Origin of the sequence: Micromonospora inositola (assembly GCF_900090285.1) — a bacterium.
In the GTDB taxonomy this organism is placed as follows: domain Bacteria; phylum Actinomycetota; class Actinomycetes; order Mycobacteriales; family Micromonosporaceae; genus Micromonospora; species Micromonospora inositola.
In genome coordinates, this window is record NZ_LT607754.1 from 2,308,548 (window position 1) to 2,330,489 (window position 21,942).

At 72.0% G+C, this 21,942-nt stretch carries 21 protein-coding genes and 1 tRNA gene; 15 read left to right on the forward strand and 7 right to left on the reverse strand.

Translation table 11 applies throughout. The features are described 5' to 3' along the window. The first annotated feature begins 76 nt into the window (after positions 1-76). Positions 77-3,058, forward strand: coding sequence for an AfsR/SARP family transcriptional regulator (locus tag GA0070613_RS11030; RefSeq protein ID WP_089012203.1), 2,982 nt, complete (start codon positions 77-79; stop codon positions 3,056-3,058). Between the two features lie 35 nt (positions 3,059-3,093). Continuing rightward, positions 3,094-4,503 carry a class II fumarate hydratase gene (locus GA0070613_RS11035; protein WP_172875789.1) on the forward strand — a complete coding sequence of 470 codons (1,410 nt, stop codon included), beginning with the start codon at positions 3,094-3,096 and terminating at the stop codon, positions 4,501-4,503. 71 nt (positions 4,504-4,574) lie between these two features. Here GA0070613_RS11035 and GA0070613_RS11040 read toward each other — a convergent pair whose 3' ends face one another. Continuing rightward, entirely contained in the window at positions 4,575-5,120 is a 546-nt protein-coding gene (locus tag GA0070613_RS11040; RefSeq protein ID WP_089012205.1) for a CGNR zinc finger domain-containing protein, read from the reverse strand. Positions 5,121-5,206: 86 nt separating this feature from the next. Here GA0070613_RS11040 and GA0070613_RS11045 point away from each other — a divergent pair, with 86 nt between their 5' ends. The 3 genes from GA0070613_RS11045 to GA0070613_RS11055 all read left to right on the forward strand — a co-directional run bounded on the left by GA0070613_RS11045 (position 5,207) and on the right by GA0070613_RS11055 (position 8,675). Next, positions 5,207-6,172 carry an EamA family transporter gene (locus GA0070613_RS11045; protein WP_089012206.1) on the forward strand — a complete coding sequence of 322 codons (966 nt, stop codon included), beginning with the start codon at positions 5,207-5,209 and terminating at the stop codon, positions 6,170-6,172. Then, positions 6,169-6,909, forward strand: a complete 741-nt coding sequence (locus GA0070613_RS11050; RefSeq protein ID WP_089012207.1) for an HAD family hydrolase — start codon at positions 6,169-6,171, stop codon at positions 6,907-6,909. Before GA0070613_RS11045 ends, GA0070613_RS11050 begins: the two co-directional genes overlap by 4 nt. Positions 6,910-6,998: 89 nt before the next feature. Next, entirely contained in the window at positions 6,999-8,675 is a 1,677-nt protein-coding gene (locus GA0070613_RS11055; RefSeq protein ID WP_089015886.1) for a S8 family serine peptidase, read from the forward strand. A gap of 81 nt (positions 8,676-8,756) precedes the next feature. Here the strand turns inward: GA0070613_RS11055 and GA0070613_RS11060 are convergent, their stop codons facing one another. Next, on the reverse strand, positions 8,757-9,404 hold the full coding sequence (locus GA0070613_RS11060) for an IclR family transcriptional regulator (RefSeq protein WP_089012208.1): 648 nt from the start codon (positions 9,402-9,404) through the stop codon (positions 8,757-8,759). A 63-nt stretch (positions 9,405-9,467) separates the two neighbouring features. Between GA0070613_RS11060 and cysS the strand changes: the two genes are divergently transcribed. Together cysS and rlmB are read left to right on the forward strand one after the other, a co-directional pair. After that, a complete protein-coding gene (gene cysS / locus GA0070613_RS11065) occupies positions 9,468-10,883 on the forward strand; it encodes a cysteine--tRNA ligase (RefSeq protein ID WP_089012209.1) in 1,416 nt (471 codons plus the stop codon). After that, positions 10,883-12,010 (forward strand): 23S rRNA (guanosine(2251)-2'-O)-methyltransferase RlmB, encoded by a 1,128-nt coding sequence (gene rlmB / locus GA0070613_RS11070; protein ID WP_089012210.1) that lies wholly within the window; start codon positions 10,883-10,885, stop codon positions 12,008-12,010. The genes cysS and rlmB overlap by 1 nt, the downstream gene beginning before the upstream one ends. Positions 12,011-12,072: 62 nt before the next feature. Here rlmB and GA0070613_RS11075 read toward each other — a convergent pair whose 3' ends face one another. Together GA0070613_RS11075 and GA0070613_RS11080 are read right to left on the reverse strand one after the other, a co-directional pair. Further along, positions 12,073-12,669: a hypothetical protein gene (locus tag GA0070613_RS11075; protein WP_089012211.1), complete on the reverse strand. Its 597-nt coding sequence runs from the start codon at positions 12,667-12,669 to the stop codon at positions 12,073-12,075. A 169-nt stretch (positions 12,670-12,838) separates the two neighbouring features. Continuing rightward, positions 12,839-13,930, reverse strand: a complete 1,092-nt coding sequence (locus GA0070613_RS11080; protein WP_157746328.1) for an ABC transporter ATP-binding protein — start codon at positions 13,928-13,930, stop codon at positions 12,839-12,841. A gap of 363 nt (positions 13,931-14,293) precedes the next feature. On the opposite strand from GA0070613_RS11080, the gene GA0070613_RS11085 reads away from it, so the two are divergent. The 3 genes from GA0070613_RS11085 (at position 14,294) to GA0070613_RS32725 (ending at position 15,092) form a co-directional block, all read left to right on the forward strand. Beyond that, positions 14,294-14,370, forward strand: a tRNA-Thr gene (locus tag GA0070613_RS11085). 108 nt (positions 14,371-14,478) lie between these two features. Continuing rightward, entirely contained in the window at positions 14,479-14,685 is a 207-nt protein-coding gene (locus GA0070613_RS31995) for a hypothetical protein (RefSeq protein ID WP_157746329.1), read from the forward strand. A 248-nt stretch (positions 14,686-14,933) separates the two neighbouring features. Continuing rightward, on the forward strand, positions 14,934-15,092 hold the full coding sequence (locus tag GA0070613_RS32725; RefSeq protein ID WP_172875790.1) for a hypothetical protein: 159 nt from the start codon (positions 14,934-14,936) through the stop codon (positions 15,090-15,092). Positions 15,093-15,235: 143 nt separating this feature from the next. On the opposite strand, the gene GA0070613_RS11095 is transcribed toward GA0070613_RS32725, so the two are convergent. Together GA0070613_RS11095 and GA0070613_RS11100 are read right to left on the reverse strand one after the other, a co-directional pair. Then, positions 15,236-15,499, reverse strand: coding sequence for a DUF2188 domain-containing protein (locus GA0070613_RS11095; RefSeq protein ID WP_231929749.1), 264 nt, complete (start codon positions 15,497-15,499; stop codon positions 15,236-15,238). Positions 15,500-15,670: 171 nt separating this feature from the next. Then, positions 15,671-16,129 carry a carboxymuconolactone decarboxylase family protein gene (locus tag GA0070613_RS11100; protein ID WP_089015888.1) on the reverse strand — a complete coding sequence of 153 codons (459 nt, stop codon included), beginning with the start codon at positions 16,127-16,129 and terminating at the stop codon, positions 15,671-15,673. 155 nt (positions 16,130-16,284) lie between these two features. Here GA0070613_RS11100 and GA0070613_RS11105 point away from each other — a divergent pair, with 155 nt between their 5' ends. The 4 genes from GA0070613_RS11105 (at position 16,285) to GA0070613_RS11120 (ending at position 18,768) form a co-directional block, all read left to right on the forward strand. Continuing rightward, on the forward strand, positions 16,285-17,172 hold the full coding sequence (locus GA0070613_RS11105) for a sigma-70 family RNA polymerase sigma factor (RefSeq protein WP_089015889.1): 888 nt from the start codon (positions 16,285-16,287) through the stop codon (positions 17,170-17,172). Positions 17,173-17,196: 24 nt separating this feature from the next. After that, entirely contained in the window at positions 17,197-17,598 is a 402-nt protein-coding gene (locus tag GA0070613_RS11110) for a helix-turn-helix domain-containing protein (protein ID WP_089012214.1), read from the forward strand. Between the two features lie 35 nt (positions 17,599-17,633). Next, a complete protein-coding gene (locus GA0070613_RS11115; protein WP_089012215.1) occupies positions 17,634-18,053 on the forward strand; it encodes a VOC family protein in 420 nt (139 codons plus the stop codon). Between the two features lie 100 nt (positions 18,054-18,153). Further along, entirely contained in the window at positions 18,154-18,768 is a 615-nt protein-coding gene (locus GA0070613_RS11120; RefSeq protein WP_089012216.1) for a histidine phosphatase family protein, read from the forward strand. Positions 18,769-18,809: 41 nt separating this feature from the next. Here the strand turns inward: GA0070613_RS11120 and GA0070613_RS11125 are convergent, their stop codons facing one another. Beyond that, positions 18,810-19,343: a hypothetical protein gene (locus tag GA0070613_RS11125; protein ID WP_089012217.1), complete on the reverse strand. Its 534-nt coding sequence runs from the start codon at positions 19,341-19,343 to the stop codon at positions 18,810-18,812. 171 nt (positions 19,344-19,514) lie between these two features. Here GA0070613_RS11125 and GA0070613_RS11130 point away from each other — a divergent pair, with 171 nt between their 5' ends. Beyond that, entirely contained in the window at positions 19,515-21,920 is a 2,406-nt protein-coding gene (locus GA0070613_RS11130; RefSeq protein WP_089012218.1) for a M4 family metallopeptidase, read from the forward strand. Positions 21,921-21,942: the final 22 nt, after the last annotated feature.

The window sequence follows — 21,942 nt, forward strand, 5'->3', positions numbered from 1 at the left end:
ATCGCCTGCGCGGGGCGATTAGTTACCGGCGGGTTACTCTGCTGGAAGTTCCAACAGACGGCGTGCGGGGGCGCAGATGCGGTTCGGGATCCTGGGACCCCTGCGGGTCGGTGGCGGCGAAGCCACCGTCACCGCAGGTCGGGACCGGACCGTGCTCGCCATGCTGCTGCTGCGCGCCGGTCGGGTGGTCTCGTCGGAGGAGCTCGTCGACGCGGTCTGGGAGGAGCGGCCGCCGGCCACCGCCCGCGCCCAGCTCCAGATCTGCGTGTCGCGACTGCGAAAGCGCCTCGGCCGCCTCGGCCTGCCGACGGAGATCATCGTCACGGACCCGGTCGGGTACGGGATCCGGCTCGAGCCGGCTGACCTGGACGCCGAGGTCTTCGCCCGGGGCGTCGACGCGGCCCGGGGCGCGGTCGCCGCCGGTCGACCAACCGAGGCCCGCCGGCACTACCGGTCCGCGTTGGCCCTGTGGCGGGGCCCGGCGTTGAGCGGGATCGCCAGCCGCAGGGTGCGCCGCCGGGCGCAGACCCTCGACGAGCAGCGCCTCGCCGCGTTGGAGGAATGCGTCGACGTCGAGCTGCGGCTGCGGCGGGCGGCCGACCTGATCGACGAGCTGACCGAGAGCGTCGAGGCGCACCCGTTGCGGGAGCGGCTGCGCGGCCAGTTGATGCTGGCCCTCTCGGCGGTCGGCCGGCAGGCCGACGCGCTCGCCGTCTACCGGGAGGGCCGCCGGCTCTACGCCGAGGAGCTGGGCATCGAGCCCGGCGCGGCGCTCCAGGAGCTGCACCAGCGGGTGCTCGCCGGCGACCTGGCGCTGGCCGGCCCGCAGGAGCAGGCGTTCAGTCCCGTCCGGGCCCTGCCCCGGGGGATCAGCGACTTCACCGGCCGGCAGGAGACGGTGGCCCGGCTGGTCAAGGAGATCGAGGAGGACGACACCCGGGTCCAGCTCATCGACGGCATGGCCGGCAGCGGCAAGACCGCCCTGGCGGTGCACCTGGCGACCGCCCTCGGCGACCGCTACCCGGACGCGCACCTCTTCGTCGACCTGCACGGGCACAGCGACCGGGAACCGGTGTCGCCGGCCGCGGCCCTGGCCGCCCTGCTGCGCCAGCTCGGCGTGCCCGGCGAGCGCATCCCCGCCGACGTCGACGAGCGCGCGGCCCTGTGGCGCAGCAAGCTCTCCGGACGACAGGCGATCGTCGTACTCGACAACGCCGGCACCGCCGCCCAGGTCGCGCCGCTGCTGCCCAACGGCCGTGACTGCCTCACCCTGATCACCAGCCGACGTCGGCTCACCGGCCTGGACGGCGGCAAGCCCTCCTCGCTGTCCGTGCTGGACCCGGAGGAGGCGGTCGAACTGCTCGCGCGGGTGGTGGGCGACGACCGGGTGGCCGAGGAGCCGGAGGCCGCCGCCGAGGTGGCACGCCGGTGCGGGCACCTGCCGCTGGCGATCCGGCTGGCCGGCGCGCGGCTCGCCCACCGGCCGCGATGGCAGGTCAGGGACCTGGCCGAGCGGCTCGCAACCGGGCGTGACTCGCTGGCCGAGTTCGCGGTGGGGGAGCGCTCGGTGGGGCAGGCCTTCGCCCTGTCGTACGCCCAGGTGTCATCTGCGGCGCAGCGGGTCTTCCGGCTGCTCGGCCTGCATCCGCGGGAGAGCTTCGACAACCGCGTGGCGGCCGCGCTGGCCGACGTCCCACTGTCGGAGGCACAGGATCTCCTGGACGAACTCGTCGACGCGCACCTCGTCGACGAGCCGGATCCCGGGCGGTTCCGCTTCCACGATCTGATGCGGGAGTACGCCCAGCAGTTGCTCGTGGCCGTTGATCCCGCTCCGCACCGGGCGGCGGCCGTGGAACAGCTGGTCGACCACCATCTGCAGGTCGCCGCCACCATCTCCGCCGGGATCGAACCCCTGTCCGCCAGGCTCGGCGTTCAACTGCCGCCGCCGGGCCGGCCCGATCTGGTGCAGGCGTGCCTTCCGGAGGGCATCCGCTGGTTCGACGCGAACCGGGCCACGCTGCCGGCGTTGGTCCGGCTGGCCGCGGCCGAGGGCCTGCTGTGGCACTGCTGGCAGCTGGCCCGGTCGGCCTGGTTCTACCAGTACCGCGGCGGACACCTCGACGAACTCATCGAGACCCACACCGTGGCCCTGGGAGCCGCCGAACAGCTCGACAACCCCGACGCGATCGCCACCGTCCGGAACTACCTGTCGTCGGCCTACTTCCGTCTCGGTCGGTACCGCGAGGTGATCGAGATCATGGAGGTCGCGCTTCACCTGCGACAACGCCTCGGTGACCGGAACGGCGAGGCGGCCGTCCGACGCAACCTCGGCGCCGCCTACGCGGCGGACCGACAGTTCGCCCCGGCGATGACCCATCTCGATGCCGCGCTGGCGCTGGTCCGGCAGGCCAACCAGCTGATGACCATCCCTGCGATGCTCAACAACAAGGCGCTCCTGCTGATCTTCCGTGGTCGGTACGAGGAGGCGCAGGCGATCTCCCGGCGACAGCTGTCGGTCGCTCGCGAGGTGGGTGACATCCGAATGATCTACAGCGCCATCGGCCATCTGGGCGTCGTACGGGCCCGCCTCGGTGGCCGGCAGGGGGCGCTGCGTTTCCTGCGGCTCGCGCTGCACTTCAAGCGGCAGGAGAGCAGCCGCTTCGGCGAGGGTGAGCTGCTCAACGAGATCGGCGTCCTGGAACGCGAGGCCTGCCGGCCGGTGCAGGCCGCGGTCCTGCACCGGGAGGCGCTGGTGGCGATGACCGAGGTCGGCGACCCGATCGGCCAGTACGCCTCGCGCAACCTGCTGGCCAGCGCGCTCCGCGATCAGGGGGACGTGTCCAGTGCGCTCGACCTGCACCGCCGGGTGCTCACCGACGCGACCCGGCTGGGCGCCCGTTACGAGCAGGCCCGGGCGCTCGACGGGATCGCCCGGTGCCTGCGGGACACCGAACGGGCGGCGGCCCGGTCCCACTGGACGCGGGCGCTGGCCCTGTTCCGACAGGTCGAGTCGCCGGAAGGGGAGGAGGTGGCCCGGCTGCTTGCCGAGGTGGACTGAGCGATCATCTGCGAGCCCGCGACGGGCGCGGCAGGATGGTACGCGTGACGACTCCAGAGGCAGCGGGCTACCGGATCGAACGCGACTCGATGGGCGAGGTGGAGGTGCCCGCCGAGGCGCTGTGGCGGGCGCAGACCCAGCGCGCGGTGCAGAACTTCCCGATCTCCGGGCGGGGCCTGGAACCGGCCCAGATCAAGGCGCTGGCCCAGATCAAGGGCGCCGCCGCCCAGCTGAACGGCGAGCTGGGCGTGATCGGCGCGGACGTGGCCGAGGCCATCGCCACCGCCGCCGCGCACGTGGCTGCCGGCGGGTACGACGACCAGTTCCCGGTGGACATCTTCCAGACCGGCTCCGGCACCTCGTCCAACATGAACACCAACGAGGTGATCGCCACCCTGGCCAGCCGGGAGCTGGGTCGCCCCGTGCACCCGAACGACGACGTCAACGCCTCGCAGTCCAGCAACGACGTCTTTCCGACGTCGATCCACCTGGCCGCCACCCAGTTCGTGGTGGAGGATCTGATCCCCTCGCTCCGGCACCTGGCCGGGGCGCTGGAGGGGAAGGCGGCCGAGTTCGAGACCGTGGTCAAGGCCGGGCGTACCCACCTGATGGACGCCACCCCGGTCACCCTCGGCCAGGAGCTCGGCGGGTACGCCGCCCAGGTCCGCTACGGCGTCGAGCGGCTGGAGGCGGCGCTGCCCCGGCTGGCCGAGCTGCCGCTCGGTGGCACCGCTGTGGGCACCGGCATCAACACTCCACTCGGCTTCGCGGCGGCGGTGATCGAGAAGCTGCGCGCCTCGACCGGCCTGCCGTTGACCGAGGCGCGTAACCACTTCGAGGCGCAGGGCGCCCGGGACGCACTGGTGGAGACCTCCGGCCAGCTGCGCACCGTCGCCGTCGGGCTGTACAAGATCGCCAACGACATCCGCTGGATGGGCTCCGGCCCCCGCGCCGGGCTGCGCGAGCTGCGCATCCCGGACCTCCAGCCCGGCTCGTCGATCATGCCGGGCAAGGTGAACCCGGTGGTCGCGGAGGCGATGCGGCAGGTCTGCGCGCAGGTGATCGGCAACGACGCCGCGGTGGCCTTCGCCGGCTCGCAGGGCGACTTCGAGCTGAACGTGATGCTTCCCGTGATGGGCCGCAACCTGCTGGAATCGATCCGGCTGCTGGCCGCGTCAAGCCGGCTCTTCGCGGACCGTCTGGTGGTCGGCCTGGTCGCGGACGCCGAGGTCTGTCTCGCGTACGCGGAGGGCTCGCCGTCGATCGTCACCCCGCTCAACCGCCACCTCGGGTACGACGAGGCCGCCTCGATCGCCAAGGAGGCGCTGGCGAAGCAGATCTCCATCCGCGAGGTGGTCATCGCCCGGGGCCACGTCGACTCCGGCAAGCTCTCCGAGACCCAACTCGACGAGGCCCTCGACCTGCTCCGCATGACCCACCCCTGACCACTCCTTGCGTGATCCCGAGTGGATCAGGGTCGGTTGCGCGCTGCCGAGCCCACCGCCCTGCCCGATGGTCAGGAGCGGGTCGCGGCCTTGCGGGCCCGGTAGGCGCTGACGGCGGCGCGGTTGCCGCAGCCGGCGTCGCAGAACCGGCGGGACCGGTTCTTGGACAGGTCGACCAGGACGTTGTCGCAGTCCGGGTGGTCGCAGATCCGCAGCCGGCTCAGCTCGCCGCTGCGGATCAGGTCGGCCAGCGCCATTGCCGCCTCGACCGCCATCCGGGTCGCCAGCGGCGCGTCGCGCGGCACGGCGTGCAGGTGGTACGGCTGGTCGTCGTGCCGGATGAGCTGCGGCAGGGCGTTCGACTCGCGGAGCAGCCCGTTGACGATCGCCACCACCTCGTCGGGGTCCGCGTGCCAGATCCGGCGCAGTCGGGGGCGGAGGTCGCGGACCGAGCGCAGCTCCGCCTCGGTGTGTTCGTGCCGGCCGCTCCACGAGTGTGCGGTGAAGAACTCGTCCAGGGCGGTCACGTCGGGCAGCCCGTCCCGGTCGGGGCCGGCGGTGTTGACCAGCGCCGCCGCGGCGGTCAGGCCACATTCGGTGTCATGAGCGAAGAGCAACTTGACTCCTGTCAGGGTGCCGGCCTAGCGTCATGAGCGTAACCCAATTTACCCATGACCGGCCGGCGAGCCCAAGGAGCGTACCGATGCGTGAACGGCCCGGAGTCGGCCTCGGTCTGGCCCTGCTCTCCGCTCTCACCTTCGCCACCTCGGGCACCTTCGCCCGCCCTCTGATCACCGGCGACTGGTCGGCCGAGGCCGTGGTGGTGGCCCGGGTCGGCATCGCCGCGCTGGTCCTCGCCGTGCCGGCCCTGCTGGCCCTGCGCGGCCGGTGGGACGTGCTGCGCCGCAACGCCGGCACCGTCGTCGTGTTCGGACTGCTCGGCGTGGCCCTCGCCCAGGCGTGCTTCTTCAACGCGGTCCGCTACCTGCCGGTCGGCGTCGCGCTGCTGCTGGAATACCTGGGCATCGTCCTGGTGGTCGGCTGGATGTGGCTGGTCCACGGCCAGCGACCCCGGGCGCTGACCGTGGCGGGATCGGTGACCGCCCTGTGCGGGCTGGTGTTCGTGCTGGACCTGACCGGCGCCAGCCGGCTCGATCCGGTCGGCGTGCTCTGGGGACTGGGCGCCGGGGTCGGGCTGGCCGGCTACTTCGTGATTGCCGGCCACGTCGACGACCGCCTGCCGTCGGTGGTGATGGCCAGCGGCGGGATGGCCGTCGGCGCCCTGGTCCTGCTCCTGCTCGGCGCGATCGGGGTGCTGCCGCTGCGGGCCGGCCTCGCCGACGTCAGCTTCGCCGGGCACCGGATGAGCTGGCTGGTGCCCATCGCCGGCCTGTCGCTGATCGCCGCGGTGGTCGCGTACCTCACCGGGATCGCCGGGGCGCGGCTGCTCGGGGCGCGGCTGTCGTCGTTCGTCGGGCTGACCGAGGTGATGTTCGCGGTGCTCATCGCCTGGCTGGTGCTGAACGAACTGCCCAGCGTCGTCCAGCTCGTCGGTGGCGCGCTGATCGTCGCCGGCGTCGCCCTGGTCCGCGTCGACGAGCTGGGCGCGACGCCCGAGCCGGAACGGCCCGGCCACCCGGCCGAGCCGGCCCTGGCCACCGAGCGGTGAGCACGCCACCACCCCGTCCGGCGGAAGCCGGCGAGCGACCCGCCGGCCCGCCGACCGCCGTCGTCTTCGACGCCGACGAGACCCTGCTCGACCTGCGCCCGGCGGTCACCGGCGCGCTGGTCGCCGTACTGGCGGAGATGCGGCGCCGGACCCCGGCGGCGGCCGCGGTCTCCCTCGCGGACCTGGAGGCGGACTGGGGTGCCGTCTTCGGCGCGCTCAGCGCCGCGCCCGTGCAGGAGATCCGGCGGGCCGCGCTGGCCCGGTCGCTCGCCCGCGCGGGGCTCGACGACCACCTGGACGAGCTGGCCGCCCTCTTCTTCGCCCGGCGCTTCGCGCTGACCCGACCGTTCCCCGACGCGCTGCCGGCGCTCGCCGCGCTGCGGCGGCGCCACCTGCTCGGCTTCGCCACCAACGGCAACAGCCGCGCCGAACGCTGCGGGCTCGCCGGCGAGTTCTCCTTCGAGCTGTACGCGCACCAGAACGGCCTGCCGAAGAAGCCCGCGCCGGAGTTCTACGCCGCGGTGGTGGCGGCGGCCGGAATGCCCGCCGACCGGATCGTCTACGTGGGGGACTCGCCGGAACACGACGTGGCCGCGCCGCAACGGGCCGGACTGCGGGCGGTCTGGCTCAACCGGCTCGGACTGCCCCGTCCAGCCGGTCTCTCGCCGGACGCCGAGGTGTCCACCCTGGCCGAACTGCCGGACGCGCTGGTCAAGCTCGAACCGACGAATGCCTGATCGAGGTCTATTCCGGACGGTTGTCTGGTGTAAACAAGCTTGGTGTTATGTGATGGCTGCCACGTCCCTCAACGAGAGGATCTGATGTGGTGAGCAAGCGCTTCACCGCTGGCGGGGTCGCGATCGCGGCCGCGCTGGCACTCACGGTGACCGGTCTGGTCGCACCGGCCAACGCCGGGCCGACCAGCACCCGGACCTTCACCGTGGTGGCAAAGGACGGCGTCTCCGCCAGCACGGCCATCGCCGCGATCAAGGCCGCGGGCGGAACGGTGGTCTCCCGCACGGACAACGTCGGAATGTTCCGCGTGGTCAGCAACCGTACCGACTTCGCCAGCAGGGTCGCGGCCAGCGGGTCTCTCGTCGGCGCCGCCCAGCGGAAGGCCGTCGGCTACGCGCCGCGGGCCGACCTCGACAAGGTCGAGCGCGAAAACCTGGCCACCGCGGCGAAGACCAAGGGCGGCATCGAACTGGCGAAGGGTCCCAGCGGCCTCGACCCGCTCGACGACAAGCTGTGGGGCCTGTCAATGATCCACGCCGACCGGGCCCGTGCCGTCGAGGACGGCAGCTCCGCCGTGACCGTCGGCATCCTCGACACCGGCGTCGACGCCAGCAACCCCGACCTCGCCGGCAACTTCAGCTGGTCGCTGTCGAAGAACTTCGCTCCGGACATGACCGACATCGACGGCGCGTGCGAGGTCGCGAGCTGTCTCGACCCGGTCGGCACCGACGACGGCGGCCACGGCACGCACGTCGCGGGCACCGTCGGCGCGGCCGCCAACGGCTTCGGGGTCTCCGGCGTCGCGCCGGGCGTCACCCTGGTCGAGCTCAAGGGTGGGCAGGACTCCGGATACTTCTTCCTCGACCCCGTCGTCAACGCGCTGGTCCACGCCGGCGACAAGGGCCTCGACGTGGTCAACATGTCGTTCTACGTCGACCCGTGGCTCTACAACTGCGCCAACAACCCGACCGACTCGCCCGAGGCCCGGGCGGAGCAGCGGGCCATCATCACGGCGATGAAGCGGGCGCTCAACTACGCGCACGACCACGGCGTCACGCTCGTCGGTGCCCTCGGCAACAACCACGAGGACCTCGGCAAGCCCCGCGTCGACACCAGCAGCCCGGACTACGGCCCCGCGCCCTACCACCGGCCGATCGACAACGACACCTGCCTCGACCTGCCAGTGGAGGGGCCGCACGTGATCGGCGTCTCGTCGGTCGGCCCGTCGGGCCGTAAGGCCGACTACTCCAACTACGGCACCGAGCAGATCTCGGTCGCTGCGCCGGGCGGCTGGTTCCGCGACGGCTACGGGACCGACGCCTACCGCACCGACGCCAACATGATCCTCTCCAGCTACCCCAAGAGGGTGCTGCAGGAGGAGGGCTCGGTCGACGAGAACGGCAACATCGTGCCGGAGGCCCAGACCTTCGTGTTCAAGCAGTGCACCGCCACCGGTGTCTGTGGCTACTACACCTACCTGCAGGGCACGTCGATGGCGTCGCCGCACGCCGCCGGCGTCGCATCGCTGATCGTCAGCCGGTTCGGCAGCGCGACCCAGGGCGGGTTCGGGCTCGCGCCGGACGCGGTGGAGAGCCACCTCTACGCCACCGCCGACGAGCACGCCTGCCCGCAGCCGCGGATGCAGACCTACCAGCGCGAGGACCGCAGTGGCCAGTTCAACGCCTACTGCGAGGGCGGCGAGGAGTTCAACGGCTTCTACGGGTACGGGATCGTCGACGCGTACGCCGCAGTGACCACCCCAATGTGACAGCCGGTACCACCGTGCGGGCCCGGGTGACCGACGGTCGCCCGGGCCCGCACGTGTGCGCTGCTCGGCTCGGCCGGCCCGTCAGGAGAGGGCGGCGGCGATGGCCGTGGCGGCGGTGGCCACCTGGGCGCCCACCACGTCGAGGTCCAGCGGGGCCAACGACACCACCCCGACGCTCGCCTCCAGCCCGGGCACGCCGAGCACCGGCGCGGCCACCCCGCACGCCCCGGACTCCAGCTCCCCGCTGGTGCTCACCGGGCCGGCGGCGCCCGCCCGCCCGGCCAGGATGGCCCGCCCGGCAGCCCCGCGTTCCAGCGGATGGCGGGACCCGGTGCGGTACGCCACGTGGAACGACGTCCAACTCGGCTCCACCACCGCCAGGGCGACCCCCTCGCCGCCCTCGACCACGGTGAGGTGCGCAGTCGCGCCGGCCTGCTCGGCCAGCCGGCGCAGCGCGGGCAGCGCCCCCTCGGCGAGCAGCGGCTGCGCCCGCCGGGCCAGGTGCAGCACGCCCAGGCCGAGGCGCAGCCGGCCGGCGCCGTCGCGGCGAAGCATGCCGTGCGCGGTCAACGCGCCGACCAGCCGGTAGACGGCCGCCCGCCCGATGCCCAACCGGTTCGCCGCCTCGGTGACGGTCAGCCCGCCGGGCGCGTCGGCGACCAGGTGCAGCAGGCGCAAGCCCCGATCGAGGGTCTGCGCGGTCTCTCCCGCGCGTGCCGCCGTGTCCACAGCACGCAGCGTACGACCCGGCTCCGGCCAACCTCGAAATGCACGGACGGCTACCCTTGTACGGTGACGCTACGCCTGTATGACACCGCCACCCGATCGGTGCGGGACTTCGTCCCGCGGGAAGCCGGCAAGGTGGGGGTCTACCTGTGTGGTCTCACCCTCCAGGCCCCGCCGCACATCGGTCACCTTCGCTCCGGTGTCAACTACGACGTGCTGCGCCGCTGGCTGCTGGCCGCCGGCTTCGAGGTCACCTTCATCCGCAACGTGACCGACATCGACGACAAGATCCTGGTCAAGGCGATCGAGCAGGGCCGCCCGTTCTGGTCGATCGCGTACGCGAACGAGCTGGTCCTCGCCGAGTCGTACCGGGCGCTCAACGTGCTGCCGCCGACCTACGAGCCGCGCGCCACCGGGCACATTCCCGAGATGCACGAGCTGATCACCCGGCTGACCGACACCGGTCACGCCTACCCGGCCACCGACGGCTCCGGCGACGTCTACTTCGACGTGGCCTCCTGGCCGGCGTACGGGTCGCTGTCCGGGCAGTCGCCGGACGACATGCAGTCCGCCGGGGACGCACCGGAGCGGGGCAAGCGGGACCCGCGCGACTTCGCCCTCTGGAAGGGTGCCAAACCGGACGAGCCGGCCGACGCCTACTGGCCGTCGCCGTGGGGCCGGGGCCGCCCCGGCTGGCACATCGAGTGCTCGGCGATGTGCTGGCGTTACCTGGGCGCGGAGTTCGACATCCACGGCGGCGGGCTGGACCTGACCTTCCCGCACCACGAGAACGAGATCGCCCAGTCGCAGGCCGCCGACCTGCCCTTCGCCCGGTACTGGGTGCACCACGGGCTGCTCAGCATCGGCGGCGCCAAGATGGGCAAGTCCCTCGGCAACGCCCTCGACCTGGCGTACGTGGCCGGGCTGGGCGTGCGCCCGGTGGACCTGCGCTACTACTACGCCGCCGCGCACTACCGGTCGGTCATCGACTACTCGGAGGACTCGCTGCGCGACGCCGCCGTGACGTACCGGCGGATCGAGGGCTTCGTGCTGCGGGCCGCCGAACGCGTCGGCGCGGGCCGGCTCGGCGAGCTGCCGGCCGCGTTCGTCGCGGCGATGGACGACGATCTCAACACCTCGGCCGCCCTCGCCGTGCTCCAAGGGACGCTGCGGGACGGCAACAGCGCGCTGACCATCGGCGACGATGTGACCGTCCGCACGACCCTGGCCGCCGCGCGGGCGATGCTGGATATCCTCGGGGTTGACCCCCTGGACCCGGCCTGGGCCGGCGGCGGCCGCGCGGAGGACCTGCGCGGCGTGGTGGACTCCCTGATCGCGCTCGCCCTCGAGCAGCGCACCCAGGCCCGCGGCCGCAAGGACTGGGCCGCCGCGGACGCCGTACGCGACCAGCTCAAGCAGGCCGGCGTGGTGGTCGAGGACACCCCCCAGGGCCCGCGTTGGACTATTGGAGAGCAGGACTGATGGCCGGCAACTCGCAGCGCCGTGGCCGGCGACTGAGCCCCAAGGCAGGAGCCCCGAAGGGCTCCGGCGGCAAGAACAAGGACTCCCTCGCCGGCCGGGGCAAGACCCTGCCTGCCGACGAGCGGCCCTGGCACAAGGCGTACTCGGGCACCGAGAAGCTGCCCCAGCGCACCGCCTGGAAGCAGGACAAGGAGCGCCGCGCGGCGGCCGAGGAGGGGCGGGCCCCCAAGATCGGCCAGCCGGGCAGCAAGGACACCACCTGGGGCAAGGGCGGCGGCCGCGGCGTCCCGGCGGCCCGGGGTGCCGGCGGCCGGGGCGGCAAGCCCACCGGCCGCTCCGGCCCGCGGGTCGCGCCGGGCCGCAAGTCCAACCCCGCCAAGGACAGCCCGGAGCTGCTGGTCGGTCGCAACCCGGTGCTGGAGTCGCTGCGCGCCCAGGTGCCGGCGACCGCCCTCTACACGGCTCAGGGCATCGACGCCGACGACCGGATCAACGAGATCGTCCGGACCGCCGCCGACCGGGGCATCGCGATCCTGGAGGTCAGCCGCGCCGAGCTGGACCGGATGACCGGGGGCGTGCTGCACCAGGGCGTCGGCCTGCAGGTGCCGCCGTTCGCCTACGAGCCGTTCGAGGACATGATGGCGGCCGCGCTGGAGCAGCCCGCGCCGCTGCTGGTCGCGCTGGACGGGGTCACCGACCCGCGCAACCTCGGCGCGGTGATCCGGTCCGCCGCCGCGTTCGGCGCGCAGGGTGTCTTCGTACCCGAGCGGCGGGCCGCCGGGATCACCGCGACCGCCTGGCGGACCAGCGCCGGCGCGGCCGCGCGGGTGCCGGTCGGCCAGGTCACCAACCTGACCCGGGCGCTCAAGGCCTGCAAGGACGCCGGCTTCATGGTGGTCGGCCTGGACGCCGACGGCGACACCGACCTCTACGACCTGGAGGCCGCGGTCGGGCCGCTGGTGGTGGTGGTCGGCTCCGAGGGGCGCGGGCTGTCCCGGCTGGTCGGGGAGACCTGCGACCTGACCGTCGGCATTCCGATGGTCTCCGAGGTCGAGTCGCTCAACGCCAGCGTCGCCGCCGCGGTCACCCTCGCCGAGGTCGCCCGCCGTCGCGCCCTGGAAGTCTGAGCAGCTGGGCAAGGCCCCTGCCCTGCCGCGTTCGCGGCGGTGGGAGGGGCCTTTCCGCGTTCCTAGATCTGGTGGGTCCAGGCGACGAACAGCAGCGCCCCGGCCACCGCGATCAGCAGCGTGACCGGGATCAGCCAGGGCGCGGGCCGCGCCCCGTCCAGGCCCCCGGTCAGGCGCTGGTGCACGGCGGCGATCCCCACCAGCGCGGCCAGGCCGGCGGCGGCCAGTGGCAGGCCGACGAGGAAGTGCGCCAGCCAGGCGCCGGCCCGGGTGGGGCCGCCCCACGAGTTCGTGTACGGACCGGGGTCGACGACGCCGTACAGAACGCCGCGCAGCACCATCAGCAGTTCGACGCCGAGTGGGACCAGGGCCGCGAGGCCGAGCAGCAGGCTCAGCAATCCGTGGCCGACGACGGCGACCGGGCCCGGGCGCCGTCCGGCGCCGGCGACCGGTGGCGCCCCGAGCAGCCCGGTGCGCAGGGCCCGCCAGCGTCGGGCGGCTCGGTCCGAACGGCCGAGCGGGGCGGTCACCAGCGCGAAGACGGCCAGCGGAGCCAGCGCCGCGCAGTAGACCAGGCTGCTGCCGGCCAGCCGGGTCATCCGGTACGAGCGGGAACGGGCTGTCCGGTGCTGGCCGGCGTCGTCGGTCACGGTGGTCACGGCATCTCCTCGGGGTCGGTGAGCTGCCATGACGCTACGAGCGGGGAGAGCCGCACCGGATCAACCCGCAGAGCCACCTCTGTCCTGCCACTCAGGTAGCAGCAGCCGACGGCGGTACGACGAAAGGGGCGGTCCGCCGAAGCGGGCCGCCCCTTTCTTGTCGCGTACGTCAGATCCGGTTGCCGGTGGCGGCGTGGAAGACGTGGCTGCGGCCGGTACGCGGCTTGACGAACACGGTGTCGCCCATGTTCGGCATGGTGCGCCGGTCGGTGCGGACGACGAACCGCTCGTCGTGGCCCTCCAGCGCGGCGTGGCCGTAGACGTTGGCGTCCGAACCGAGGTCCTCGACCAGCTCGACGACGACCGGCATACCGCCCTCGGTCGGGCTGACCAGGTCGCAGTCCTCCGGGCGGAAGCCGACGGTCACCTTGCCGTCGCCGCCCTCGGCGCGGGCCGCCTCGACCTGCTCGCGGGTGAGCGGAACGTGCAGCTCGGCGAAGGACGCGCCCTGCTCGGTCAGCGGCACGGTCTTGATGTTCATGGCGGGGGAGCCCATGAAACCGGCGACGAAGACGTTGGCCGGGGTGTCGTAGAGCGCCCGCGGGGTGTCCACCTGCTGGAGCACGCCGTCGAGCATGACCGCGACCCGGTGGCCCATGGTCATGGCCTCGACCTGGTCGTGGGTGACGTAGACCGTGGTGATGCCCAGCTTGGCCTGCAGCGAGGCGATCTGGGTACGGGTCTGCACGCGGAGCTTGGCGTCGAGGTTCGACAGCGGCTCGTCCATGAGGAAGACCTGCGGCTCGCGCACGATCGCGCGACCCATGGCGACCCGCTGACGCTGACCACCGGAGAGCGCCTTCGGCTTGCGGTTGAGGTACTCCTCCAGCTGGAGCAGCCCGGCCGCCTCCTTGACCCGCCGGTCGATCTCCGCCTTCGAGGTCTTGCGCAGCTTGAGCGCGAAGGCCATGTTCTCGTACACCGACATGTGCGGGTAGAGGGCGTAGTTCTGGAAGACCATCGCGATGTCGCGGGCCTTCGGCGGCAGGTGGGTTACGTCGCGGTCGTCGATGTAGATCGCGCCGTCGTCGACGTCCTCGAGGCCGGCGAGCATCCGCAGGCTGGTGGACTTACCGCAACCCGACGGGCCGACCAGGACGAGGAACTCCCCGTCGCCGATCTGGAGGTCGAGCTGGTTGACCGCGGGGCGTTCGGTGCCCGGGTAGATCCGGGATGCCTTCGCGTAGGTGACCGTAGCCATGGTGAAGCGCTTCCTTTCACCGGCAGGAACGTGCCGGACGATCCGAGTGAAGGAGCGACCGGCGCCGTACGGTGCCGGCCAGCGGGCGTCGCCCGGGCAGCCGAGGCCAGCCGGACTGTCGTCCGTGTCACTGCACGGTAAACGGCTTTTCCGACCCTGCCAAGACGAGCGGCGCGGGGTGGGATGGACGGCATGGGCATTCCGGTCACACCGGCAGTCCAGGGGATCAATCTTCACGGCCATGGGCGGCTTCCGGCGTCGATCCGTCGGCGTCGGGGTCGGGAAATTGACGTTTCCCGTGCTCGGGACTCCTGCCGAGCGGGAAATCCGGACGTCAGTCGCTATGCTGACGTCGACGCACACGCCCCTGTAGCTCAGCTGGCCAGAGCACTCGCCTTGTAAGCGAGATGTCGCCGGTTCGATCCCGGCCGGGGGCTCCAGACATCTACCAGCCAAAACCCGCCTGGTGTACCCATCAAGGGACGGCCGGACGGGCGGCTGACATCCATTTCTGACATCAGTCGACCGGGCCGAACGCTTCCCCGAGCTTGCGCAGGGCCTTCACCTCGGTCGCCGCCCAGATGTTCGGCGTCCACGAGCAGATCTCGGCGTGGGCAGCGATCGTCGCCGTCCCAGTGTTCGCCTGGGAAATCTGCCTCGCTCTGTACCTGATCCTCAAGACTTTCCGGCCCTCGGCCGCGGCGAGACTCGCCCCGGTGCCGGTCGTAGCCGACGCCCATCCCACAGCCGTGTAGCCGAAGCTGGTGCGAGTCCTCGTTCTTGGCGTCCAGGACGTGGTGCCCGTCCATGCTTCCCGCTCCGCCCCGAAGACAGATAAACACGGCACGTGCGGGTACCAGGCCTACAGCGACACGCAGCAGGGCGGCACGGGCCGGGTGGAGACTCGCGACAAAGCCAGCCGTGCCGTAGTCACCGGCCCACGCCGGACAACTGAGACAACCCGGCGCTGCCGCTTGCGGACGAGCGCGGAAAGGGGCACGTCATGACATCGGTTGGCCAACGGATCAAGGGATTCCTGAACAGCCCGCAGGGGCGCAGGATGATGGAGCGCGGGCGGCGTCAGGCGGCGAAGCCGAGCACGCAGCAGAAGCTTCGGCAGTTCGCGGAGCGGATGACCGGCCGGCCGCTGGGCGGCCGCTGACAGCGCGTGGGCCGGACAGGCAGCGGGCGCACAGCCGAATGAGGGATTTGCGGTCCCTCACGCTGTCCGCCCGCTGCCGTGTCATCTGTGCCTGACCTACCTGCCCGGACCGGTATCGAACCTTGCTGGCAGCAACAAGCAGCTCAGCCCTTGATCTGGCGAGGGTCGCGGCTCCGGGGGTAGGTGTTCTTCTCGCCAATGGTGCCGTCTTTCTTCTTGATCACGTGCTCGACGTCGCGCTCGATGGCCATCTGCCGGCCCGCCGCTTCGGCCTCGGCCTTGGCGTCGTGGGCCGTGCTCGCGCGCTGGTTGCCCTCAGGACGGTTCTTCCACTGTCCATCCTCGTGGTACGTCTCGATGTCGCCCTTCGCCATCTTGTGCCCTCCCTTGTCGGCGTGGTCAGTCATGAATATCTGCCCCAGCCAGATCGCCCCCCAAACATCCGTCACACCGCTCTGCCAACAACAGCAGTCGAAGGGGCGAGGCGTCGACGGGCAGGCCGAGTCAGCAGGGGAGTCAGCGAGCGCGGCCCCTGCACCGGCGCGGGCGGCCGCCGTCGCCGCCCGCGCCGACGCGGATCACCCCCAGTGCTGCGGGGCGGGCTGGCGGGTCGTCGCGTTGATCCGGTTGAAGAAGTTGGTGGTGGCCAGCCAGACCACCAGCGCGGCGAGTTCCTTCTCGGAGAAGTGCCGGGCGGCCTCGTCCCAGATCTCGTCGGGCACCGGGTCGCTCCGGTCGGCGAGCCGGGTCGTGGCTTCGGCCAGGGCGAGCGCGGCCCGCTCGGCGTCGGTGAAGTACGGGGTCTCGCGCCAGGCGGCCACGGCGAAGAGCCGTTCCTCCGTCTCGCCGGACTTTCGGGCGCTGCGGGCGCCCGAATCGACGCAGGCGCTGCAGCCGTTGATCTGGCTGGCCCGCAGGTGGACCAGCTCCAGGGTGCTGGCGGGGACGCCGGCGGAGTGCGCCGCCTTGTAGAGCAGGTTGATCGCCTGCACCGTGTCGGGGAGCAGCATCGCCGGGTTCTCGATCCGAGCCTGCATGGTCATTTCGGTCCGTCCTGTCTTGTTAGGCTGGCCGGCGTTCCTCGCGCCGCAGCATCTCGTCCGTCACCCTGATGTCGACGGCCGGGCCGGCGGCGTGACAGATGTGACTGCGGCCACACGGGGTCGGTGCGGCGGTCGGGATGGCGGGGGCCATGAGCGACACGAACCTGTTGGGGCAGCGCTTCGAGGAGCAGCGTCCCCGGCTGCGGTCGGTGGCCCAGCGGATGCTCGGCGCGTCGGCGGAGGCCGAGGACGCCGTCCAGGACACCTGGCTGCGGCTCAGTCGCGCCGACGTCGAGGCCATCGACAACCTGCCGGGCTGGCTGACCACGACGGTGGGTCGGGTCTGTCTGGACCGTCTGCGCTCCGGCGCGGTACGGCACGAGCGGCCGGTCGACGTTCCGGAGGACGAGCGGACTCTGGCAGACCTGGCGGGGCGGGACCCGGAGCAGGAGGCCGTCCTCTCCGAGTCGGTGGGGCAGGCCTTGCAGGTGGTGCTCGGCACCCTCGGCCCGACCGAACGGCTGGCGTTCGTCCTGCACGACATGTTCGCGGTCTCCTTCGAGGAGATCGCGACCGTGGTCGACCGCAGTCCCACGGCGGTCCGGCAGATCGCCAGCCGCGCCCGGCGGCGGGTGCAGAGCCGGTCGGCGACGCCGGAGGTCGACCCCGCACGGCAGCGCCGGGTCGTCGCGGCGTTCCTCGCCGCCTCCCGGGAGGGCCGGTTCGAGGAGCTGCTCACCCTGCTCGACCCGCACGTGGTGCTGCGCGCCGACCCGGCCGCCGTCCGGATGGGCGGGACCGGCGAGACCCGGGGCGCGTCGGCCGTGGCCGCGTTCTTCTCCGGCCGGGCACAGGCCGCGGTGCCGGCGCTCGTCGATGCGATGCCCGGCGCCCTGGTGGTGGTCGACGGGCGGAACCGCCTCGTGCTCAGCTTCACCGTCACCGACCGGATCATCGGCATCGAGGTGGTGGCCGACCCGGAGCAACTGGGCGAGCTCGACCTCGTGGTGGATCGGTCGGAAGGGCCGGTTCGGTAGCCTGACCGGGGAGGGGATGGGTCGATGAGCCGCGCGATGGAGGAGTCCAACCGGGCGATGCTGCGCGCCCGGGATGTCATGGACCGGTCGTACGCAAAGCCGCTCGACGTGCCGGCGCTGGCCCGGATCGCGCACGTCTCCGAGGCGCACTTCATCCGGACCTTCCGCGCCACCTTCGGCGAGACCCCGCACCGTTACCTGCAACGCCGCCGGGTCGAGCGGGCGATGTACCTGCTGGTGCAGACCGATCAGCCGGTCACCGAGATCTGCTACGCGATCGGGTTCGGCAGCCTGGGCACCTTCAGCCGCACGTTCCGCGACATCGTCGGCGAGTCGCCCTCGGATTACCGGCGGCGCAAGGCCCCTGCCGCGGCCGTGCCGAGCTGCTTCGCCAAGGCTTGGATGCGACCCAGCAGTTTTGGATAAGCAGCAGGTCAGGGTCGGGGTCTAGCGTCGTGGGCATGACGATGAACTCGATTTCCCGTTCCCAGCTCTACGTCCTCGACCAGGACGAGGCCCTCGACTTCTACGTCGGCAAGCTCGGCCTGGAGCTCAGCACCGACCAGGACCTCGGCTTCATGCGCTGGCTGACGGTCAACGTCCCCGGCGACCGCGAGCACGAGATCCTGCTGGAGAAGCCGGGCCCGCCGGCCCTCGACCCGGCCACCGCCGAGCAGGTCCGCGAGCTGCTGACCAAGGGTGCGATGGGCGGCTCGCTCTTCTTCACCACCGACGACGCCCACAAGACGTACGAGGACCTGGTGGCCAAGGGCGTGGACATCACCGACGAGCCGACCGACCGCCCGTACGGGATCGACTTCGGCATCCGGGACCCGTTCGGCAACCGGATCCGCATCGGCCAGATGCACCCCCAGGCCTGAGCGAGCGGAGCGATGACCCAGGCGGTCGGAGCGTCTGAGGTCGGCACCAGCGGGAGGCGTGGGCTAGGCTCACGCCTCCCGATCATGTGCGAGGTGACGGATGCCCAGCCGCCTGCTCTACCTGGCCCGACACGGTGAGCAGCACCGGGCGGAGGACGAGGCGCCGGACACCGGGCTGTCCGACCGGGGCCGGCGGCAGGCGACCCTGCTGGGAGAGCGACTGCGTGGGCTGCCGATCGACACCGTCCACCACGGACCGCTGCGCCGGGCCGCCGAGACCGCCGAGCTGGTCGCCGCCGCGCTGCCCGCCGTACCGGTGCTGGCCGCCGAGATCGTCGGGGACCACCTGCCGTACGACACGGACCCGGCTGGCCTGCCCCCGGCGTACGCGAGCTTCCTGGCGGGCTTCGACGAGCGCGAGCGGACGGACGGGCCGCGCTGGACGGCGGAGGCCGTGGCCCGGTTCGCGGCGCCGCCGGGCGACGGGGACGTCCGCGATCTGGTGATCACGCACAACTTCCTGATCGCCTGGTTCGTCCGGCACGCGCTGGACGCCCCGGAGCGGCGCTGGCTGGGCCTGAACCACCACAACTGCGGGCTGACCGTGATCCGCTACAGCTCGGGCGGGCCGCCGAACCTGATCGCCGTCAACGACGTGGCCCATCTGCCGCCCGAGCTGCGCGGCACCGGCCTGCCGCCGGACTACGTCGTCTAGTTGGCGGGGCTCGGCCGCGCCGGGGGTGCCGGTGGCGTCGGTCAGCTGGTGACGCGGGTGAGCAGTGCCACGACGGCTGCGGTGGCCGGCGGGCGGTCGGGGCCGGTGTCGCAGTCCACGTAACCCGTGGTCCGGGTGTTCACGGTGAGTCGGTAGGCGAAGGCGTCGGCGCAGTCGCCGGGGTCGGCGGGGGCCGTTGCCTCGGTCGCCAGCCGCGGGTCGGCGAGGAGCTGCCGCAGCCGGTCCAGGTCGGTCGGGCCGAGTCGGCCGTTCCGGGTGCTGCCGGCCCGGTCGGTCCTGGCCCAGCGGCCGTCGGGCTCGACGGTCACCGTCTCCCGGGTGCCGGCGATGCCGCCGGTGCGGACCAGCAGCACCCGGGCGGCGGTCGCGGGGGCGCCCGGGGTGGTGGCGGTCGTCGGGGTGGCCGGGGTCGCCGTGATGGGGGAGGCCACGGCGGTCGGCGTGGCGGCGGCCGTGGGCGAGGGGGCGGCGACGGTCGGGTCGGTCGACGTGCAACCGCTCAGGACGGCGAGCAGGGCGGCGACGGCGGCCGCAGCGGCGGGAGTCGATCTCATGTCGATCGGACGCGCGACGGTCCCGCCCGGTTCCCATCACCTGCACCGCCTCATCCGAACGGCCAGTGTCCCCGGCAGGAAAGCGCTCGCCCTCTTCCCCTTTCCTCGACGTATCGCTATATCTACATCCGTGACTACCCCCGTCACAACTTTCCCCCGTCAGGAGGGCCCGTGAAAAGACCCCTCGCCGCATTCGGCGCAGCTCTGCTCACCAGTGGCGTGCTGACCTGCGTCGCCACCGCGGCGCACGCGGCAACCCCCAGCGGCCCCGCACCGGAATCCTCCGCCGCGGCCCGCGCGGACAACCTGCTCCGCTCCAACCCCGGCGCCGTACAGGGCGCAAGCGGTGAGGCGTACCAGGCGGTCCGCACGAAGGTGGATGCCAGCGGCGCCGCGCACACCCGGTACACCCGGACCTACCACGGCCTGCGGGTGTACGGCGGTGACTTCGTCATCCACACCGCCCCCGACGGCAGCTACGCCGGCACGTCGGTCGGTCTGGCCGCGCCGCTGACCCTCGGCACCAGCGCCAAGGTCGGCGGGCCCGCCGCCAAGGCGAGCGCGCGCGGGGCCTTCTCCGGCTCGCTCACCTCCGTCGGCGCGCCCGAGCTCTTCGTCGACGCCAGCTCCGGCCGGGGCCGGCTGGCCTGGGAGACCGTCGCCTCCGGCTGGAAGGCCGACAAGCAGACCCCGTCGAAGTTGCACGTCATCACCGACGCCACCACCGGCAAGGTGATCGGCTCGTACGACGAGATCGAGACGGTCGCCGGCACCGGCAACAGCCTCTACTCCGGCACGGTCAGCATCGACACCACGCTCTCCGGCAGCACGTACCAGATGATCGACCCGTCGCACGGCAACGGCCGCACCTGCGACATGAACAACGGCACCTTCACCTGCACCACGTTCACCGACGCCGACAACACGTGGGGCACCGGCGCCAACTCCAACCGGCAGTCCGCCGCGGTCGACGCCCACTTCGGCGCCGCCAAGACGTTCGACTACTACAAGAACGTGCACGCCCGCAACGGCATCTTCGGCAACGGCACCGGCGTGCCGAGCCGGGTGCACTACGGCAACAACTACGTCAACGCCTTCTGGGACGGCTCCCAGATGACCTACGGCGACGGCTCGGGCAACGCGCGCCCGTTGGTGGCGCTGGACGTGGCCGGCCACGAGATGAGCCACGGCGTCACCGAGAACGTGGTGCCCGGCGGCCTGACCTACTCCGGTGAGTCCGGCGGCCTCAACGAGGCCACCAGCGACATCTTCGGCACGATGGTCGAGTTCTATGCCAACACCACCGCCGACCCGGGTGACTACCAGATCGGCGAGAAGATCAACATCAACGGCAACGGCACGCCGCTGCGCTACATGTACAACCCGGCGCTGGACGGCTCGTCCGACAGTTGCTGGTCGACCAGCACCAAGAACAAGGACGTCCACTACTCGTCCGGCCCGGCCAACCACTTCTTCTTCAACCTGGCCGAGGGTACCGGCGCCACCGCGTACGGCACGTCGCCGGTCTGCGGTTCGGCTCCGGCCGTGACCGGCATCGGCCGGGCCAGGGCGGAGAAGATCTGGTTCCGCGCGCTCGACGTCTACTTCACCTCGAACACCTCGTACGTCAACAACACCACCCCGTCGAACACCGCCCGGGCCTACAGCCTCCGGGCCGCGACCGACCTGTACGGCAACTGCTCCACCGAGTACAAGACCGTCCAGGCGGCGTGGACCGCGGTGAACGTGGCCGGCAACGACGCGCCCTGCTCGTCGACCGGCAACGACTTCTCCGTCGCGCTCTCGCCGACCTCCGGCTCGGTGACCGCCGGCGGTTCCGTCTCCACCACCGTGTCGACCGCGACCACCAGCGGGACCGCGCAGACCGTGACGTTCTCCGCGTCCGGCCTGCCGAGCGGCGCCAGCGCGTCGTTCAGCCCGAGCTCGGTGACCTCCGGCGGCTCGTCCACCCTCACCATCAGCACCACGTCGGGCACCGCGGCCGGCACCTACTCGGTCACGGTCACCGGCACCGCCACCTCGGGGAGCCACTCGGCGACCTACACGCTGACCGTGAACGGCACCGGCGGCGGCTGCACGGGCGCCGGCCAGAAGCTGGGCAACCCCGGCTTCGAGTCCGGCAACACCGTCTGGGCATCCACCTCCGGCGTCATCGGCCAGTACGGCTCCAGCGGCCAGCCGACCCATGGCGGCACCTGGAACGCCTGGCTGGACGGCTACGGCACCAGCCACACCGACACGCTCTCCCAGTCGGTGAGCCTGCCGGCCGGCTGCACGTCGTACAACTTCAGCTTCTGGCTGCACATCGACACGTCCGAGACCACCACCGGCACCGCGTACGACACGCTCAGGGTGCAGGTGCTCAACTCGTCCGGGACGGTGCTGGCGACCCTGGCCACGTATTCGAACCTGAACAGGGCCGCCGGGTACAGCCAGAAGTCGTTCTCGCTGGCCTCGTACGCCGGCCAGACGGTCACCCTCAAGTTCACCGGCGTGGAGGACATCTCGCTGCAGACCTCCTTCGTCGTGGACGACACCGCGGTCAACGTCTCCTGACGTAGCCGTCGCCCCGAAGGGC

Coding starts and splice junctions, on each gene's coding strand:
- GA0070613_RS11030 (WP_089012203.1), top strand. CDS start 77: ATGCGGTTCGGGATCCTGGGACCCCTGCGGGTCGGTGGCGGCGAAGCC.
- GA0070613_RS11035 (WP_172875789.1), top strand. CDS start 3,094: ATGGTACGCGTGACGACTCCAGAGGCAGCGGGCTACCGGATCGAACGC.
- GA0070613_RS11045 (WP_089012206.1), top strand. CDS start 5,207: ATGCGTGAACGGCCCGGAGTCGGCCTCGGTCTGGCCCTGCTCTCCGCT.
- rlmB (WP_089012210.1), top strand. CDS start 10,883: ATGGCCGGCAACTCGCAGCGCCGTGGCCGGCGACTGAGCCCCAAGGCA.
- GA0070613_RS11080 (WP_157746328.1), bottom strand. CDS start 13,930: ATGGCTACGGTCACCTACGCGAAGGCATCCCGGATCTACCCGGGCACC.
- GA0070613_RS32725 (WP_172875790.1), top strand. CDS start 14,934: ATGACATCGGTTGGCCAACGGATCAAGGGATTCCTGAACAGCCCGCAG.
- GA0070613_RS11095 (WP_231929749.1), bottom strand. CDS start 15,499: ATGACTGACCACGCCGACAAGGGAGGGCACAAGATGGCGAAGGGCGAC.
- GA0070613_RS11100 (WP_089015888.1), bottom strand. CDS start 16,129: ATGCAGGCTCGGATCGAGAACCCGGCGATGCTGCTCCCCGACACGGTG.
- GA0070613_RS11105 (WP_089015889.1), top strand. CDS start 16,285: ATGAGCGACACGAACCTGTTGGGGCAGCGCTTCGAGGAGCAGCGTCCC.
- GA0070613_RS11110 (WP_089012214.1), top strand. CDS start 17,197: ATGAGCCGCGCGATGGAGGAGTCCAACCGGGCGATGCTGCGCGCCCGG.
- GA0070613_RS11115 (WP_089012215.1), top strand. CDS start 17,634: ATGACGATGAACTCGATTTCCCGTTCCCAGCTCTACGTCCTCGACCAG.
- GA0070613_RS11120 (WP_089012216.1), top strand. CDS start 18,154: ATGCCCAGCCGCCTGCTCTACCTGGCCCGACACGGTGAGCAGCACCGG.
- GA0070613_RS11125 (WP_089012217.1), bottom strand. CDS start 19,343: ATGAGATCGACTCCCGCCGCTGCGGCCGCCGTCGCCGCCCTGCTCGCC.